The organism is Thiemannella venezuelensis (assembly GCF_014203605.1).
Taxonomy (GTDB): Bacteria; Actinomycetota; Actinomycetes; order Streptosporangiales; family Streptosporangiaceae; genus Planomonospora_A; species Planomonospora_A venezuelensis.
The window spans coordinates 83282-99168 of sequence record NZ_JACHJJ010000023.1 but is presented as its reverse complement, the minus strand read 5'-3'; the positions used below and the strand labels follow the sequence as shown (position 1 = coordinate 99168).

Sequence of the window (15887 nt, the reverse complement as noted above, 5' to 3'; positions counted from 1 at the left end):
AGTTGAGGGTGTAGCGCCGAGAACATAGAGCTGTTGGACGGTTGGATGTGAGTCGTCAGGAAGTGCGAGCGTCGTAGTTTTCGCGGTTTGCGAGGACCTCGGCCATGTGTGTCTGCGCCCAGTTTCTGAGCCCGCGCGTCATGTGGTGGAGCGAGAGGCCGAGGTCGGTCAGCTCGTAGGAGACGGTGACAGGGACGGTTGGCGTCACGGTACGGGTGAGCAGACCGTCGTGCTCCAGCGACCGTAGCGTCTGGGTCAGCATCTTCTGGCTGACTCCGGCGAGAAGACGAGAGATCTCGGAGTAACGCATCGCCTTCGGAGTGTCTGCGTGTGCTGCACCGGTCTGGCCACGGCTGTTGTCGCCGCCCAGCGCGCACAGGATCAGGACGACCCACTTGTCCGAGATTCGGTCGAGCAGCTGCCGGCTGGGGCAGCCTGCCAGGAACGCGTTGTACTCCACCTTGGCCTGAGCCCTCTTCTGGGCCGCCTTCATCGTCGTCACTGATTCGCACCTCTCACCGATGGGTGGGTTACGCACTTCCAAGTGCCTACTTCCCGATAGGAAGTTTCTCTCCAATGCTGATGCAGGGAGGCAGCAGGCGCCACCCCCAAGTGCACGACGAAAGGCAACAAGATGAGCACACCCTCCCTCTCTCTTCCCGGCGGCACCTGGAATCTGGGTGACCTGACCGTCACCCGGTTCGGTTACGGCGCCATGCAACTGGCCGGCCCGTGGGTCATGGGGCCGCCCGCTGATCGCGAGGGTGCCCTGGCCGTTCTGCGTGAAGCGGTCGACCTCGGTATCACCCACATCGACACCAGCGACGCCTACGGGCCGCGCGTCACCAACGAGTTGATCCGCGAGGCACTGCACCCCTACCGCGAGTCGCTGCACATCGTGACCAAGGTGGGCGCGACCCGCGACGAACAGGGTGGCTGGCCCACGGCCCGGCGACCCGAAGACCTGCGCCGCCAGGTCCACGACAACCTCAAGTCCCTCCGGCTCGACGTACTCGACCTGGTCAACCTCCGACTCGGCAACGCCGAAGGCCCCCAGCCCGGCTCGCTCGCCGAGGCGTTCGAGACGCTCGTCGAACTCCAGCAGCAGGGCCTGGTCCGCCACCTCGGGGTCAGCAACGCCACCGAGGAGCAGGTCACCGAGGCACAGAGCATCGCGCCGATCGTGTGCGTGCAGAACATGTACAACCTCGCTCACCGCCACGACGACAAGCTCATCGACCGGCTTGCCACCGAAGGTGTCGCATACGTGCCCTTCTTCCCCCTCGGGGGCTTCACCCCGCTTCAGTCCTCGGCGCTCTCGGCGGTCGCCGCTCGGTTGAAGGCGACACCGATGTCCGTCGCGCTTGCCTGGCTGCTGCAGCGATCGCCGAACATCCTGCTCATCCCCGGCACGTCATCGACAGCGCACCTGCGCGAGAACATCGACGGCGCGGGACTCTCCCTCTCGCATGAGGACGTGACCGAGCTGGACGACATCGGCCGCTGAATGCCTCGTGGCCGAACGGCCTACAAGCCACGACCGAAGCCACCGTTCATGTTTCGGTTCCGGTCGCCTTCGCGCGACCGGGACCGGAGCAGGACGATTCGCCCTCACCTGGTTGACTTCAGATCATCGACCGTCAGGAACTTGTGTCCACCGGCGGTGGCAGCTAACCCCGCGTCGGTGGCTGGGTAGGCGTCGAGGTCTCCCGAGGAAGGGGGTTCCTACACCAAATTCATCCGGAAGACTCGACGTTGCGCGACGCTACCCCTGAGATGGGCTTCGCCCGCGCTGACATGACTACGTTCTGCCGCCTTGACGAGCTCGGGCTCGAAGTCACCGGTCAGCGACTTGCCCCGGATCATGCGGTTCTCGCGTGCCGGGTCGTCGAGTCCGATCAGTGGTGCCGCCGCTGTGGTTGCGAAGGCGCACCGCGTGACACCGTGACCCGGCGGCTGGCGCACGAGCCACTCGGCTGGCGGCCCACGATCCTTCACGTCACGATCCGCCGCTACCGCTGCATCGACTGTGGGCACGTGTGGCGGCAAGACACCACCAAGGCGGCTGAGCCGCGGGCGAAGCTCTCGCGCCGCGGGCTGCGGTGGGCGCTTGAAGCCATCGTCTGCCAGCACCTCACCATCGCTCGTGTCGCCGAAGGACTCGGGGGCGCCTGGAACACCGCCAACGATGCCGTTCTGGCCGAGGGCAAGCGCGTCCTCATCGATGACACCGGCCGGCTCGACGGCGTCACCGCGATCGGCGTCGACGAGCATGTGTGGCGCCACACCAGGCGTGGCGACAAGTACGTCACCGTGATCGTTGACCTGACCAGCAACCGCGACGGCACCGGGCCTGCCCGGCTGCTCGACATGGTCGAAGGCCGTTCCAAGCAGGTTCTCAAGACCTGGCTCGCCGAACGCGAAGAGTCCTGGCGCAACCGCGTCGAGGTCGTCGCGATGGACGGTTTCACAGGGTTCAAGACCGCTGCCAGCGAGGAACTGCCTGACGCGGTCGCGGTCATGGACCCATTCCATGTCGTGCGTCTGGTCGGCGATGCACTCGACCGATGCCGCCGACGTGTCCAACTGGCCATCCACGGGCATCGCGGACGCAAGAGCGACCCGCTCTATACCGCGCGGCGAACCCTCCACGCCGGCACTGACCTACTCACCGACAAGCAGAAGGACCGACTGGCCGCGCTGTTTGCCAGCGACGCTCACGTTGAGGTCGAAGCCACGTGGGGGGTCTACCAGCGGATGATCGCCGCCTACCGGGAACCCGATCGGAGCAAGGGCCGAGAGCTGATGGTGAAGTTGATCGAGTCGGTCAGCCAGAGCGTCCCGAGCGCGTTGAGCGAGATCATCACGCTCGGCCGGACACTGAAGAAGCGAGCCACCGACGTGCTGGCCTACTTCGAACGCCCGGGCACGTCCAACGGACCGACCGAGGCCATCAACGGACGGCTCGAACACCTCCGCGGCTCCGCCCTCGGATTCCGCAACCTCACCAACTACATCGCCAGATCCCTGCTGGAAACCGGCAGCTTCAGGCCACGACTACACCCTGGATTGTGAAGAGCCGATAAACGAACCCCTCCCAGGTGGGGATGTAGGTAATGTCCCCGACCAGCTTGCTACCCGGCCGCCTCGCGGTGAATTCCCGCCGTACCAGGTCGGGAATCCCGCTATAAGAGCCATCGGCCAGGGTGGTGACCGGCCGCCACGGCCGACTCCGCCCCGGCCGCAGGCCCAGCTCGCGCATCAGATGCCGGACGAGCTCGTCGCTGACCTGTTCTCCCGAGCGGAGCAAAGCCGCGTGGATCCGCCGGTAGCCATAGGTCTGATGGCTGTCGGCGAAGAGCGCCTCAATTTTTTCCTTCAGCCGTTCCCGGCGCTCAGCGGTCGCCGAGACCGGCCGCCCGCGCCATTCGTAATAACCGGAGCGGGACACGCCCAGCCACGCGCACATGTCCACAACAGCGTAAGAGGCCTTCTCCGCATCGATGAGCTCGTACTTGGCGGTCACCGCTGTTCCCGGGCGAAGAAGGCCGCGGCTTTTTCAGGAACTCGTTCTCTTCGCGGAGCTTGCGATTCTCTCGCTCCAGCGCAAGCTCCCGATCGCTTTTCTTCTCGCCCGTATCCTGTGCCGGCGCCACGTCATTGCCCCGGGTTCGCCGGTAGGTGTTCACCCAATTCCCGAGCGTGGTGTCATGGATACCGAGTTCCTTGGCCACATGCGCCACCGGCCGCGGGCCCTCCAGCACCATGCGGACTGCTTCGTCCTTGAACTCCTGGCTGAATCGTCGGCTACGTCCCGCCATCCTCTTCCCTCCCGGTACGCCCTCAACGGTAGTTGGGGGCCTGTCCGGAAGATCCGGGGCACCTCACGAGCATCTGGTCGGCTCTGCGCACCAAGCTGTTCAACTTCACCGTCGGCGACATCGACCAGCTCGCTCGTCTGATCAGGAGCCGGCTCAAGCCCATGCAGTACCGTTCCGACCTGCTCAACGGGTTCATCGCCGCGACAGGTCTCACACCCGACTCGATGTAACCCCTGGCTTTCAGTCTCTGTAGCCCTGGAGACCCACACACGACACCCGCATCTCGATCAACCTCCGGCATCGCGCGCCTCACGCTCTCAGCACCCTCGCCAGGTCGTGGACGATGAGCAGCTTCTCGAACAGGCACGTCAAGCCGATCTTGCGCACCAAGCCGTTCACGGACGGCCGATATCGACCGACACCCTCCGGCGGGAGCTTTCCGTAAGCAGTGCCAAGGCCCGTGCCGTCGCCGTACGGCTGCGAGAGGAACAGCCTGTATCCGGCTGAGAACTATCGCACCGCCTTCCTGGAGCGCTTCGGGTTCAGTCCGGCCGGTCCGCCGTACCGCCGTGCTCCCATCCGGCGGAGTCCGGCTGGATGCACCGGCAGAACATGCGGCAGACTGCCCGGCATGTCCCTGGCAGACCTGACCGCCGCCCGCTGGGCGGGTCTCGACGACCACCAGGCCCTCGCCCACGCCGAACGTCTGGCCGAGCAGTTCTCAGCCGACCTGCTCTGTCTGGAAGACGCCGACTACGCCGGGCGCCGCCTGCGCCGGGCCCTGTTCCACCGCGACGGCATCACCTACGCGCTGGTCCCCGGCGGCGAGGTCCGGATCGGCTTCGATCCCGCCTGTTTCACCCCCAGTCCGCAGCAAGGGCTCGACATCGCGGACCGCCTCCGCCAGAGATGATCTTCCACGATGCGCAGCCGGACGCTCTGACGGAACAGCGACGGAACAGGGGCCGAAACCGGGACCTCACACCATGATCAGAAAATCGGACATCTTCAGCGAACGGGCAGGCCGGTGACCGCGCGGCCGATGATCAAACGCTGGATCTCGGACGTGCCCTCGAAGATGGTGTAGATCTTGGCGTCGCGGTGGAAGCGCTCGACCGGGTGCTCACGCGTGTAGCCCGCCCCGCCCAGGATCTGGATCGCCTGCTCGGTCACCCACACCGCGGTCTCCCCCGCCACCAGCTTGCACATCGACCCCTCGGCCTGCTCGAAGGTCTTGCCGTTGCGGGCCATCCAGGCCGCCCGCCACGTCATCAGGCGGGCGACGTCGACCCGGGTGGCCATGTCGGCCAGCAGGAAGGCGATGGCCTGGTTCTCACCGATCTTGCGGCCGAACTGCTCGCGCTCGCGGGCGTAGTCGCGGGCGTACTCGAAGCCGGCGCGGGCGATGCCGACCGCCATGGCCGCCACCGAGGGCCTGGTCGTCTCGAAGGTGCGCATGGCCGCCTGCTCTCCGGCCCGCCCGCCCTCGCGGACGCGCGCCAGCCGCGCGTCGAGCTTCTCCTTCCCGCCGAGCAGGCATGAGCCGGGCAGGCGGACGTTGTCGAGGACGACCTCGGCGGTGTGGGAGGCGCGGATGCCGTGCTTCTTGAACTTCTGGCCCATCGACAGGCCGGGCGTCCCCGGGGGGACGACGAAGGAGGCCTGGCCCCGGGTGCCCAGGGAGGGGTCGACGGAGGCGACGATGACGTGCACGTCGGCGATGCCGCCGTTGGTGGCCCAGGTCTTGACCCCGTTGAGGATCCAGTCGCCGGAGGCCTCGTCGTGGACGGCCCTGGTGCGGATGGCGCCCACGTCGGAGCCGGCGTCCGGTTCGGAGGCGCAGAACGCGCCGAGCTTGACGTCGTCGGGGGTGCCGAACATCTGCGGGAGCCACTGCCCGATCTGCTCGGGGGTGCCGCTCGCGGACAGGGCGGCGGCGGCCAGGCCGGTGCCGACGATGGACAGGCCGATCCCGGCGTCGCCCCAGAAGAGCTCCTCGAACGCGACGATCAGGCCGAGGCCGCTGGGCTCGAACCACTGCTGGGCGAAGAAGTCGAGCGAGTAGAGGCCGATCTTGGCGGCCTCCTGGATGACCGGCCAGGGCGTCTCCTCGCGCTCGTCCCATTCGGCGCCGGCCGGGCGGACGACCGTGCGGGCGAACTCGTGCACCCAGTCGCGCACCTCGCGCACGTCGTCGCCCAACTCCGGGCAGAAGCCGGTCTCGCTCATTCGTCCACTCCTCCGGGATGCGTTACCAACGGTAACACCCCTACTTTACCGGCCGGTACGGCCTCCCGAGAAGCGGGGACACCGATCCTCCGTGCCTATCTGCCCCGGGACGAGGTGAGGATTCCGGCGGCGGTCGCGGCGCGGCGGGAGGGCGGGCCCGCCGGGCAGGACGGGCGCGGCCCGGCGGGAAGGAGCCCGCGGTCTCGCGCGCCGGTCAGCCCGCGGCGCGCGCGCCGTACCCGGGGACGCCGACCATGGGAGGCCGCTCGGCCACGGCCACGTCCCGGACCGTCGCGTGGTGGCCTCCGGGCCCCCGGCGGAACTGGGCCAGCCGCGGGGACGGCTCGTGCAGCGGGATCATCTTGTCCTGGCGGTCCAGCCGGGACCAGGCGGTCTGCAGGATCTGCGCGGCCATGCCGCCCAGAGCCTCGGTGGACTGGTGGGAGTGGACCCGGCGGCCCAGGTCGACCTGGGCGAGGGCGTCGAGCCCGGCCAGATCCAGCAGGTCGACCAGGAGCCCGAGCTCCACCCCGTAGCCGGTGACGAACGGGACCCGTTCCAGCACCGAGCGCCGCCCGGCGTACTCCCCCGCGAGGGGCTGGACGAACCCGGCCAGCAGCGGCCAGTGCAGGTTCAGCAGGGGACGGGCGACCAGCTCGGTGACCCGCCCGCCGCCGTTGCCGAGGTCGCCCAGCGGCCGGTCGTAGCAGCCCTTGACGTAGACGACGCCGGGGTCGCCGAGCAGCGGGCCGAGCAGCCCGGTCACGAAGGACGTGCGGAACTCCCGCAGGTCCGCGTCGACGAAGACCAGCAGGTCGCCGGAGGTCGCGGCCAGGGACTTCCACAGCGCCTCCCCCTTGCCGTCCAGCGGCTTGAGGTCCGGCAGGATCTCGTCCTGCGCGACCACCCTGGCCCCCGCCGCGGCGGCGCGGGCGGCGGTGTCGTCGGTCGAGCGGGAGTCGATGACCACCAGCTCGTCGACGAGCGGCGCCGCCTCCATCAGCTCCCGCCGGATCGCGGTGACGATCTCCCCGACCGTCCCGGCCTCGTCCCGGGCGGGGAGCACGACGCTGACCGTGGTGCCGCCCTTCGCCTCCAGCAGCCATGGCAGGGGCCAGCCATCCGATGATGATGTACGGCTGCGCAGCCATGCCTCGACCTCAGGCAGCACAACCCACCCTTCCCACCATCTCGGAATCCACAGGTATCACCCTATGGTGCACTGATTCACCTCGAGTACCGGCTCCCGCCCGCGGCCGCCAGGTGGGAAGATCGGCTCAGGCCCGAGCGGGAGGAGACGGCATGGATCCGGCAGTCCCGGCCCGGCGGAAGGGGCCCTCGGTGCTCCACCGGCTGACCGGAGCCTTCCGCAGGCCCGGCAAGCGGGCGGACCCGGCGGAGTGGGAGGCGTTCCCGCTGATCGAGGCGGCCGGAGAGGTCGTGGCGGGCTGGGGCCTGGAGATCCGCGCGGGGCTCGCGGCGGACCCGGCGGCGACCGGGGCGGACGCCGGGGCTCCGGCCCTCCGCGCGCCGTTCGAGCTGGACGTCCAGGTCATCGCCGAGGGGTTCGAGGCGCCGGGCGGGTGGCGGGTACGGCTGCGGGTGGACGAGGCGTCGCCGTACCCCGCCGCGGTCCTGCCCCTGGTGGCACTCCCGCCGGACCGTCCCGGTCCGCGGGGCCCTCAGCGCTCCCCCGGTCCGCAGGGCGCCGGAGCCCCGCAGGCCGTCCGGGACCCGCGCCTCCCTCCGGACGCGGAGGCCGCGGCGGCGGCGGTCCGGCGGATCCGGGCGGTCTACTCGGTCCAGGGCCAGGTGACCGGCTTCGGGACGCGGGCCGTCGCGGTCCTCGGCTCCCCCGGTCTGCTCGGCCGCGACCCCGCTCCGGCCCCTGCCCCGGACCCGGTCGCGGGCACCCGGATCCGGCAGCCCCGGCCCGGCGGGTTCGCGGACGTCACCGCCGTCATCGCCCACGGCGACCGGCCCGGGCGGCTGTGGTGGTCCTACCTGTCCCCGCACTTCGTCACCCCCGACCGGGCCGAACTCTGCGACCTGGGCACGCGGGCCTCGGCGCTCGGCCGCGACCTGCTCGGGCGGGCGGACCGCGCGGACGCCCCCTCCCGTCTGCGCGCCGCCGCCGGAGAGCGGCTGGCGCGGGAGGTCCCCGCCGGGTTCCTGGAGCTGCTGGAGGCGGTGGCCGCGCGGATCGCGCCGCGCCCGCCGCGGATCCTCCTGCTCTCCGAGGACCCGTACGTCCCCTGGGAGCTGGCGGCGCTGGAGCGGCCGCTCGACCCGTCGCTCCCCGCCTTCCTCGACTGCCAGGCGGTGGTCGGCCGGTGGTCCCTCGGCGGGCGGCGTCCGGGGCTGCCCGCGCCGCCGGTCGTCCGGGGCGAGGCCTCCGCGCTCCGCGACGGCCTGGCGGCGCTCCACGGCACCCTGGCGGCGTTCGGCGAGCCGGCGGAGCTGATCGGCCTGACCGTGCCCGGCGGGACCGGCGGCCTGCTCCGGGTCGACGGCTCGGACCCGGTGCCCCGCCTGGTCGCCGGGCACCGCCTGGAGGGCGCGCCCTTCGTCTTCCTCGCCGGAGGCGCCGACCCCGACCTGGCCCCGGCGTTCCTGGTGGCGGGGGCGGGCGGTGCGGCCGCCCCGCTCTGGCCGGTCGGCGGCGAGGCCGCGCGGGAGCTGGCGCTGGAGCTCCACCGGCGCTGCCTGGCCGGTGAACCCCCCGCGGAGGCCCTGCGCTCCCTGCGCTGCGCGGGCTCGGCGGCGGCGCTGGCCTACCGGTTCTCCGGCCATCCGTCGGCCGTGCTCGCCCCGCCTCAGTCGACGGCGTGACGCTCCAGGAAGGTGTAGACGTCGGCCTCGTCCACGCCGGGGAAGGAGCCGGGCGGGAGCGCGGCCAGCACGTGGGAGTTGGCGCGGGCCGAGGGCCAGGCGTAGCCCTCCCAGCGCTGGGTCAGCTCGGCGGGCGGACGCCGGCAGCAGTCGCCGGAGGGGCAGTCGGACCTGGTCCGGTGGGTGGTCTCCCGGCCGCGGAACCAGCGTGACTCGCGGTACGGCACGCCGAGGGTGATGGCGAAGTCCCGCTCGCGGCTCGGGTCCACGTGGGCGACGCAGAAGTAGGTGCCGGTCGGCGAGTCGGAGTACTGGTAGAAGACGGAGAAGCGGTCGGGCGAGGCGAAGACCTGGCGCCCCGACCACTGCAGGCACATCCGCTGGCCCTCGATCGCGCCCTGCTCGTCGGCGGGGAAGACGATGCCGTCGTTCTCGTAGGCCTTGTAGATGATCCCGCCGGCGTCGTTGCGGACGAAGTGGCAGACCAGGTCGAGGAAGTGCGTGGCCAGGTTGGTGAAGCGGTGCGCGGCCATCTCGTAGGAGACGGCGAACACGTCGCGCAGGTCCTCCACGCTGAGCGCGCGGTCCTGCTTGGCCTCCCTCAGGTACGGCACCGCGGCGGCCTCGGGCACGAGCACGGCGGCGGCGAAGTAGTTGGCCTCGGTGCGCTGGCGCAGGAAGTCGGCGAAGTCGCGGGGCTTGTGGTGGCCGAGGGCCAGGTGGCCGATGGTCTGCAGCAGGATCGTGCGGGGGGTGTGCATGCCGAGCTGCTCGTGCTTGACGTAGATGCGCCGGTTGCGCAGGTCGGTGATGGAGCGGACCGTCCTGGGCAGGTCCTGCACGGTCTGCACGGTGTAGCCGAAGTGGGTGACCAGCGCCTGGACGGTGCTCTGGGACAGCGCCCCGGACCGGTAGCCGACCGCGGCCAGCGCCTCGGCGGCGGCCTTCTCGATCTCCGCGAAGTAGTTGCCCTGCTCGCGCTGCTTGCGGCGGAGCTCGGCGTTGGCGGCCCGGGCCTCCTCGGGGGTCGCGGTGCCCTTGGTCTCGCGTGAGCGCAGCTCGCCGTACAGGCCGAGGATGTGTTCGAGCACGTCGTTGGGGACGCGTGCGGAGACCTTCAGCCTGGCCAGGCCGAGCCCGGCGTAGAGCGGGTCGCGCTGGGCCTCCTCCAGCGCCATCTCCAGTTGCGCCCGCCGGTTGGGCGCCTGGCGGCGCAGCAGCTCCTCCACCGGTACGCCCAGCGCGGAGGCGAGCGCCTTGAGCAGCGAGAGCTTCGGCTCGCGCTTGCCGTTCTCCAGCAGGGAGAGCTGGCTCGGTGCGCGGCCGACGCGTTCGCCGAGGTCGGAGAGGGTGAGGCCGCGCTGCTTGCGCAGGTGGCGCAGGCGCTGCCCGAAGGCGATGAGATCGAGCTCCTGCGTCAAAGACAGCGGTTCTTCACCCACCAAGGATCCCATGACCTCGATCCTAAGCGAAATTTCCCCGTATTTTCCACCTCGGAAGGCCCCGCCCTCGCCGGCCGGCCACCAGGCGGGCCCGGAGGAGCCCGGCCGCCCCCTTTCGACGATCTTGTACGGCCCGCGCGCGGAGTGGTCTGGACCACAGGCCCGATTGGTCTAGTCCATAACGAAAACTCTGAACTTCTTCTCTTCCGAATACCCGCGAGTATTCGTGTTTAGAGAAAAAACTCGATTCTTTCCGCAAAATCGGCCTTGTTTGCCCGTTTCGTCTGGGCACAGACTCATGGCAAGGCACCCAGGGGACGACAAGGAGTGAAAAAATGAACGATCGCCTCAAGGGAGCCGCAGACGAGCTGCGGCGCGAGTGGGAGACCGACCCCCGCTGGAAGGGCATCGAGCGGTCCTACACCGCCGAGGACGTGGTCCGGCTGAGGGGTTCGGTCCAGGAGGAGCACACGCTCGCCCGGCTCGGCGCCGAGCGCCTGTGGGACCTGCTGCACACCGAGGACTATGTGCACGCGCTCGGTGCGCTGACCGGCAACCAGGCCGTCCAGCAGGTCAAGGCGGGTCTGAAGGCGATCTACCTGTCCGGCTGGCAGGTCGCGGCCGACGCCAACCTCGGCGCGCAGACCTACCCGGACCAGAGCCTCTACCCGGCCAACTCGGTCCCGGCCGTCGTGCGCCGCATCAACAACGCGCTGCTCCGCGCCGACCAGATCACCTGGTCCGAGGGCGACGGGGACGCGCCGCACTGGCTCGCCCCGATCGTGGCCGACGCCGAGGCCGGCTTCGGCGGCGTGCTGAACGCCTTCGAGCTGATGAAGGGCATGATCGCCGCCGGTGCGGCGGGCGTGCACTGGGAGGACCAGCTCGCCTCCGAGAAGAAGTGCGGCCACCTCGGCGGCAAGGTGCTGATCCCGACCAGCCAGCACGTCAAGACCCTCAACGCGGCCCGCCTCGCGGCCGACGTGGCGGGTGTCCCGTCCCTGATCATCGCGCGGACCGACGCCCAGGCCGCGACGCTGCTGACCACGGACGTCGACCCCCGCGACCAGGCCTTCACCACCGGCGACCGCACCGCCGAGGGCTTCTACCGGGTCCGCAACGGCGTCGACGCCTGCATCGCCCGCGGTCTGGCCTACGCGCCCCACTCCGACCTGCTCTGGATGGAGACCTCCACCCCGGACCTGGACGTGGCCCGCGAGTTCGCCGAGGCCATCAAGGCCAAGTACCCGGACCAGATGCTCTCCTACAACTGCTCGCCTTCCTTCAACTGGAAGAAGCACCTGGACGACTCCACCATCGCCAAGTTCCAGCGCGAGCTCGGCCACATGGGCTACAAGTTCCAGTTCATCACGCTGGCGGGCTTCCACTCGCTCAACTACTCGATGTTCAACCTCGCCCAGGGCTACGCCAACGACGGCATGACCGCCTACGTCGAGCTCCAGGAGGCCGAGTTCGCCGCCGAGTCCCGCGGCTACACCGCCACCCGCCACCAGCGCGAGGTCGGCACCGGATACTTCGACCTGGTCAGCACGGCCATCGCGCCGGACTCCTCCACCACGGCGCTCAAGGGCTCCACGGAGGAGGAGCAGTTCGAGGCTCACTGACACTCGGACGCTTCTTCGCATCGAGCCCGCCCGGACGCTTCCAGGGCATGGGACGGTTCCCCGGGCGGGCTCGATGACCAGGTCGTCGGATGAGGCCCCGCCGTACGGACTTCCCCCCGGGTCCGTACGGCGGGGCCTCGCGCGTGTCCGCGCGGTCCCACGCCCTGCGGCGTTCCCGGGAGGGGACGGCGTCGGGGGCAGGACCGGCGCACTCCGTCCGCACGGCCTCCCCGCGTCCGGCCACCGGACGCGTGGCCGGACGCGGGGACGGAGATCAGGACAGCAGGGTCTCGCCGATCCATCCGCCGTCCGGGCAGCCCGGCGGGACGGCGAACACGGCCGAGCCGATCGGCGTCGTCCACTCGTTGAGCAGGTCGGCCTCGGCCAGGCGCTTTTGGACCGGGAGGAACTGCCGGGCGATGTCGGCCTGGTAGGAGGCGAACAGCAGCCCCGAGTCGGCGCGCCCGTCGGCGGACAGGCCCTCGTCGTAGTTGTAGACCCGGCGGAAGATCCGCAGGCCCGGATCGGTGACGCGGGCCCGCCGGATGTGGGCCTGCTCGGCGATGACCGGGAACCCGGCCGGGGTGAGCCTGGCGAAGTCGGGCTCGTCGTGCTCGCGTGTCCCGGTGAGCGGGGCGCCGCTGTCCAGACGGCGGCCCACCGCGAACTCCTTGCCCACCGGGTCGACGGCGTCCCAGGTCTCCAGTTCGGCCCGGATGCGCCGCAGCACCAGCGTGGTGCCGCCGCGCATCCACTCCGGGCCTCCGGAGGTCCACACGGCCCGGTCGAAGTCGGCCGTGCCCGGCTCCGGGTTGACGGTCCCGTCGAGCTGTCCCATGACGTTGCGCTGGGTCGTCCCGGCGCCCTGCACGTGGGCGGCGCGCCGGAAGCCGCGCTGGGTCCACCGGACCCGGGCGAAGGACCGGACGTCCTTGGCGGTCATGCGCAGGGCGTGGGTCACGGTGAGGGGGTCGTCGGCGCAGATCTGCAGCAGCAGGTCACCGCCGTTCCACCGCTTCTCCAGCTTGTCGACCGGGAAGGCGGGCAGGGGAGCGACCGACTCCGGGCGCAGGTGGTCGACCTCGGCCGCGGCGAACAGGCCGGGGCCGAACCCGAAGGTGACGGTCAGCCGGGCGGGAAGCGCCGCCAGTTCCGGCTCGGTGTCGGCCAGCGCGGGCCTGCCCGCGGTCAGGCGGCGCGCGTCATCGGTGAGCAGGCGCATCATCCGGGCGATCGCCTCCCTGCCGGTGCCGGGCAGCAGGTCCAGGCCGACGAAGACGGCGTGGGCCTGCGGCGGCGTGGCGATCCCGGCCTGGTGGACGCCGTGGAAGGACTCGGCGGCGGTGCCGTCCGGAGTCTCGGGGACGCCCTGTCCGCGCGCGGCCGTCCCGGGCCCGCCGGGCGTCCCGGATCCGGTGGCCGCGGCGGGCGAGCACGCCGCCACGGCTCCGGCCGCCGCCACCGCGCCGCCCGTCAGCAGTCCCCTGCGGGTGAGGCGGGGGCCGGCGCTCACTGGTCGTCCTTGCCGGAGTGCGCGTCCTTGTCCCCGCCGCCCATGTCCCCGCCCATGTCCCCGCCGGTGTGCGCGCCGGGCTGGTAGTCCTCCTCGCCGCCGGCGAAGTCCTTGCCGACGGCGGTGAACCCCAGGGTCGAGCCGTCCTCGAGGGTGAGGGTGAAGGTGATCTGCGCGCCGGGCTTCACCTCTTCGGTGACGCCCATCAGCATGATGTGGTCGCCGCCGGGCCTCAGGGGGTGCGTGCCGTGCGCCGGGACGGTGAAGCCGCCCTCCTTGGGGCGCATGACCGTCTTGCCGCCGGAGTCGACGACCTCGTGCAGCTCGATCTCCGGCGAGAGCGGGGAGGCCCCGGAGACGACGGTCACGTCGGTGCCGCCGTTGTTGACCAGGGTCCCGAAGGCGGCGGTCATGCCCTCCTTCGTGGTCTTCACCCAGGGGTCGGTGATCGTCAGCACGGGCGAGGAGGACGGGGCGGCGGACGGACCGGCCGCGGGCGCGGCCGAGGTGGTGGCCTGGGAGGCGCATCCGCTGAGCGCCACCGCGGCGGCGAGCAGGATCGCGGCGGGGGTGGCGGGAAGAGTACGGCGAGAGAGCACGATGAATGCCTTTCTGGCATGCGGCAGGCCGCCATGGGCGAGGACCATGCCGGAGAAGAGGTCACGCAGGTCGGATTCGCCGGGCCGCGGGAGTGCGGCCTCGGCGGGGCCGCGCACGCGCGGGCCCGAACGGTGCGAGAACGGCCTCCGGCGACGCGGACGGTCAGCCGGAGGCGGCGGTGACCCGCCGGGGAGGTCCGCGCCGGTGTACGGCGTGGCGGAGCAGGACCGAGCGCCATGCGCGGGGCTCGGCCGCGGAGGGCGCGGAGAACGGCGCCCGTTCCGGGAGCGCGTGGACCACGAGCAGGCGGAGCAGCCGCAGCGGGAGCCTGCGCAGCAGCGTCCACAGTGCCGCCTCGCCCCGTGCCAGCCACAGGGCGGTCAGCCCGACCGCCCAGCCGTGCATGACCAGCATGCCCAGGCCGGGCACGAGCCCCGAGTGGGCGTGCCCGGCGGCCTCGGCCGCGGGCGCCGCGTGGCACAGGGAGAACAGCATGTGCAGCACGACCTGCAGCCCGCCCAGGAGCGGCAGGATCACCGCCGCCGGGCGCTCGCGCCCCGCCGCCGCCAGTGCCGCGGCGAACGCCAGCACCGCCCCGCCCGCCGCGCTCGGCGCGGAGACGGGGCCTCCGGCGAACAGGTGCGCGGCGATGCTCAGCCCGAGGCAGAGCGCGGTGAACACCGCGGCGCGGGCCAGGCGGAAGGGCAGGGAGGCGGGCATGACGTGAACATCATTCCATGGGGGGCCGCCGCCCGCCGGTCCGGGTGGATCACCGCTCAGGGGAGAGTGCGGGCGCGCATCCGGTTCCGGGGCGGGGGAAGCCCGGGCGGGCCGCCGCGAGCTCCCGGTGATCGCTCCGGACACCTCTAATACATCCCGATATGCCCGGTTAGTTACCCTATGCTTACTGTCCGCTCCATAATCTCGGTTTCATGGGGATTTGGCAGGGACCGGACGGCACCCGGGTCGAGGCGATCGTCCGCGACGACCAGCCGTGCCTGCGCGTCACCCGCCTGGTGGGCGGGGAGCGGGTGCTGGTCGCATACTGCGCCGGCGTGCACGAGGTGGGCCGGTACGTGGATCTGGCGAAGCTGGTCCCGATGGAGACCGGCCGGAGAGCGGCCTCCGGCCGTACGCCGGCCTGACCCGGGAGACCCCGCCCCGGAAACCCCGCCCCGGAAAAGAACGTGAACCTTTGTGACCGGTGAGGCGTCGGTGTAGGCAGGGAGGCCCGATGGAAGTCCTGGACGGCCTCGCCGACGAAGACCTCCGCCTGGAGCTCGTCCTCGTCGAGGCCCTTTACCTGGAGGCGGAACGGCTGGCCGCACAGTCCGGCCGCCTCTGAACGACCCGCCCGCGCCCGCCGCCCGGAAAGAAGGCGGCGGGCGCGGGTTCTACCGGCCGGGGCGATCCCCGTAGTGTTGGCCCTCCCGGGCACACGCGAGGATCGAGAGCATGAACAAGCGCGAGCTGATCGAGAAGGCCGCAGCGGAGGCGGGCCTCACCCGGCGGCAGACCGCCGCGGCGCTGGACGCGATCCTGGACGCCATCCAGCACGCCGTCGCGAGCGAGGACAAGGTCGCCATCCCCGGTTTCGGCTCCTTCGAGATCGTGCACAAGCCCGCCCGCGCCGGGCGCAACCCGCAGACCGGCGAGCCCCTGGAGATCGCCGAGACCTGGACCGCGAAGTTCAAGCCGAGCCCGGGCTTCATGGGGCTGATCCGCCAGCGCAAGAAGGACTGACCCGCCTGCCCTGCCGTGCGCGGCGACGGCGCCGGGCCGTGCGAGAGCGGCGGCCCCCGGGGAAGTATCCATTCCCCGGGGG

15 protein-coding genes and 2 pseudogenes are annotated in these 15887 nt (G+C 71.1%); 8 read left to right on the top strand and 9 right to left on the bottom strand.

The features are described from left to right. Positions 1-55: 55 nt before the first annotated feature. The gene (locus FHS22_RS28230) at positions 56-493 is read right to left on the bottom strand and encodes a winged helix-turn-helix transcriptional regulator (RefSeq protein WP_221474225.1); all 438 of its coding nucleotides are present in this window, start codon (positions 491-493) and stop codon (positions 56-58) included. A 141-nt stretch (positions 494-634) separates the two neighbouring features. On the opposite strand from FHS22_RS28230, the gene FHS22_RS28225 reads away from it, so the two are divergent. Both FHS22_RS28225 and FHS22_RS28220 read left to right on the top strand, forming a co-directional pair. After that, positions 635-1507, top strand: a complete 873-nt coding sequence (locus FHS22_RS28225; RefSeq protein ID WP_184946538.1) for an aldo/keto reductase family oxidoreductase — start codon at positions 635-637, stop codon at positions 1505-1507. Between the two features lie 269 nt (positions 1508-1776). Beyond that, positions 1777-3075, top strand: a complete 1299-nt coding sequence (locus tag FHS22_RS28220; protein WP_184946536.1) for an ISL3 family transposase — start codon at positions 1777-1779, stop codon at positions 3073-3075. Here the strand turns inward: FHS22_RS28220 and FHS22_RS28215 are convergent. Then, a complete protein-coding gene (locus FHS22_RS28215; protein ID WP_184946534.1) occupies positions 3047-3526 on the bottom strand; it encodes an IS3 family transposase in 480 nt (159 codons plus the stop codon). The two genes, FHS22_RS28220 and FHS22_RS28215, sit on opposite strands and share 29 nt — an antisense overlap. Before the next feature lie 55 nt (positions 3527-3581). Further along, a pseudogene (locus FHS22_RS39670) lies at positions 3582-3821 on the bottom strand (transposase); the annotation flags it as partial. A 71-nt stretch (positions 3822-3892) separates the two neighbouring features. On the opposite strand from FHS22_RS39670, the pseudogene FHS22_RS28210 reads away from it, so the two are divergent. Together FHS22_RS28210 and FHS22_RS28205 are read left to right on the top strand one after the other, a co-directional pair. Continuing rightward, positions 3893-4051 (top strand): annotated as a pseudogene (locus FHS22_RS28210) (IS630 family transposase); the annotation flags it as partial. A 401-nt stretch (positions 4052-4452) separates the two neighbouring features. Continuing rightward, positions 4453-4734: a hypothetical protein gene (locus FHS22_RS28205; RefSeq protein ID WP_184946530.1), complete on the top strand. Its 282-nt coding sequence runs from the start codon at positions 4453-4455 to the stop codon at positions 4732-4734. 95 nt (positions 4735-4829) lie between these two features. Here the strand turns inward: FHS22_RS28205 and FHS22_RS28200 are convergent, their stop codons facing one another. After that, on the bottom strand, positions 4830-6050 hold the full coding sequence (locus FHS22_RS28200) for an acyl-CoA dehydrogenase family protein (RefSeq protein ID WP_184946527.1): 1221 nt from the start codon (positions 6048-6050) through the stop codon (positions 4830-4832). A 214-nt stretch (positions 6051-6264) separates the two neighbouring features. Continuing rightward, on the bottom strand, positions 6265-7221 hold the full coding sequence (locus FHS22_RS28195) for a glucosyl-3-phosphoglycerate synthase (RefSeq protein ID WP_184946525.1): 957 nt from the start codon (positions 7219-7221) through the stop codon (positions 6265-6267). 131 nt (positions 7222-7352) lie between these two features. Here FHS22_RS28195 and FHS22_RS28190 point away from each other — a divergent pair, with 131 nt between their 5' ends. Next, positions 7353-8882 carry a CHAT domain-containing protein gene (locus FHS22_RS28190; protein ID WP_184946523.1) on the top strand — a complete coding sequence of 510 codons (1530 nt, stop codon included), beginning with the start codon at positions 7353-7355 and terminating at the stop codon, positions 8880-8882. On the opposite strand, the gene FHS22_RS28185 is transcribed toward FHS22_RS28190, so the two are convergent. After that, complete coding sequence (locus FHS22_RS28185; protein WP_377297118.1) at positions 8867-10336, bottom strand: helix-turn-helix domain-containing protein; 1470 nt, start codon at positions 10334-10336, stop codon at positions 8867-8869. The genes FHS22_RS28190 and FHS22_RS28185 overlap by 16 nt on opposite strands. A gap of 323 nt (positions 10337-10659) precedes the next feature. Between FHS22_RS28185 and aceA the strand changes: the two genes are divergently transcribed. Then, positions 10660-11949: an isocitrate lyase gene (gene aceA, locus FHS22_RS28180; RefSeq protein WP_184946520.1), complete on the top strand. Its 1290-nt coding sequence runs from the start codon at positions 10660-10662 to the stop codon at positions 11947-11949. Positions 11950-12223: 274 nt separating this feature from the next. Here aceA and FHS22_RS28175 read toward each other — a convergent pair whose 3' ends face one another. The 3 genes from FHS22_RS28175 to FHS22_RS28170 form a co-directional block, all read right to left on the bottom strand. Next, positions 12224-13462 carry a Dyp-type peroxidase gene (locus FHS22_RS28175; protein ID WP_338047996.1) on the bottom strand — a complete coding sequence of 413 codons (1239 nt, stop codon included), beginning with the start codon at positions 13460-13462 and terminating at the stop codon, positions 12224-12226. Next, positions 13459-14061: a copper chaperone PCu(A)C gene (locus FHS22_RS37465; RefSeq protein WP_338047995.1), complete on the bottom strand. Its 603-nt coding sequence runs from the start codon at positions 14059-14061 to the stop codon at positions 13459-13461. The genes FHS22_RS28175 and FHS22_RS37465 overlap by 4 nt, the downstream gene beginning before the upstream one ends. Before the next feature lie 163 nt (positions 14062-14224). After that, positions 14225-14782 carry an MFS transporter gene (locus FHS22_RS28170; RefSeq protein ID WP_184946516.1) on the bottom strand — a complete coding sequence of 186 codons (558 nt, stop codon included), beginning with the start codon at positions 14780-14782 and terminating at the stop codon, positions 14225-14227. 212 nt (positions 14783-14994) lie between these two features. On the opposite strand from FHS22_RS28170, the gene FHS22_RS28165 reads away from it, so the two are divergent. Together FHS22_RS28165 and FHS22_RS28160 are read left to right on the top strand one after the other, a co-directional pair. Next, positions 14995-15207, top strand: a complete 213-nt coding sequence (locus FHS22_RS28165; protein ID WP_184946515.1) for a hypothetical protein — start codon at positions 14995-14997, stop codon at positions 15205-15207. A 310-nt stretch (positions 15208-15517) separates the two neighbouring features. After that, positions 15518-15805 carry an HU family DNA-binding protein gene (locus FHS22_RS28160; RefSeq protein WP_184946513.1) on the top strand — a complete coding sequence of 96 codons (288 nt, stop codon included), beginning with the start codon at positions 15518-15520 and terminating at the stop codon, positions 15803-15805. Positions 15806-15887: the final 82 nt, after the last annotated feature.

Coding starts and splice junctions, on each gene's coding strand:
- FHS22_RS28230 (WP_221474225.1), bottom strand. CDS start 493: ATGAAGGCGGCCCAGAAGAGGGCTCAGGCCAAGGTGGAGTACAACGCG.
- FHS22_RS28225 (WP_184946538.1), top strand. CDS start 635: ATGAGCACACCCTCCCTCTCTCTTCCCGGCGGCACCTGGAATCTGGGT.
- FHS22_RS28220 (WP_184946536.1), top strand. CDS start 1,777: ATGGGCTTCGCCCGCGCTGACATGACTACGTTCTGCCGCCTTGACGAG.
- FHS22_RS28205 (WP_184946530.1), top strand. CDS start 4,453: ATGTCCCTGGCAGACCTGACCGCCGCCCGCTGGGCGGGTCTCGACGAC.
- FHS22_RS28200 (WP_184946527.1), bottom strand. CDS start 6,050: ATGAGCGAGACCGGCTTCTGCCCGGAGTTGGGCGACGACGTGCGCGAG.
- FHS22_RS28190 (WP_184946523.1), top strand. CDS start 7,353: ATGGATCCGGCAGTCCCGGCCCGGCGGAAGGGGCCCTCGGTGCTCCAC.
- FHS22_RS28185 (WP_377297118.1), bottom strand. CDS start 10,336: ATGGGATCCTTGGTGGGTGAAGAACCGCTGTCTTTGACGCAGGAGCTC.
- aceA (WP_184946520.1), top strand. CDS start 10,660: ATGAACGATCGCCTCAAGGGAGCCGCAGACGAGCTGCGGCGCGAGTGG.
- FHS22_RS28170 (WP_184946516.1), bottom strand. CDS start 14,782: ATGCCCGCCTCCCTGCCCTTCCGCCTGGCCCGCGCCGCGGTGTTCACC.
- FHS22_RS28165 (WP_184946515.1), top strand. CDS start 14,995: ATGGGGATTTGGCAGGGACCGGACGGCACCCGGGTCGAGGCGATCGTC.
- FHS22_RS28160 (WP_184946513.1), top strand. CDS start 15,518: ATGAACAAGCGCGAGCTGATCGAGAAGGCCGCAGCGGAGGCGGGCCTC.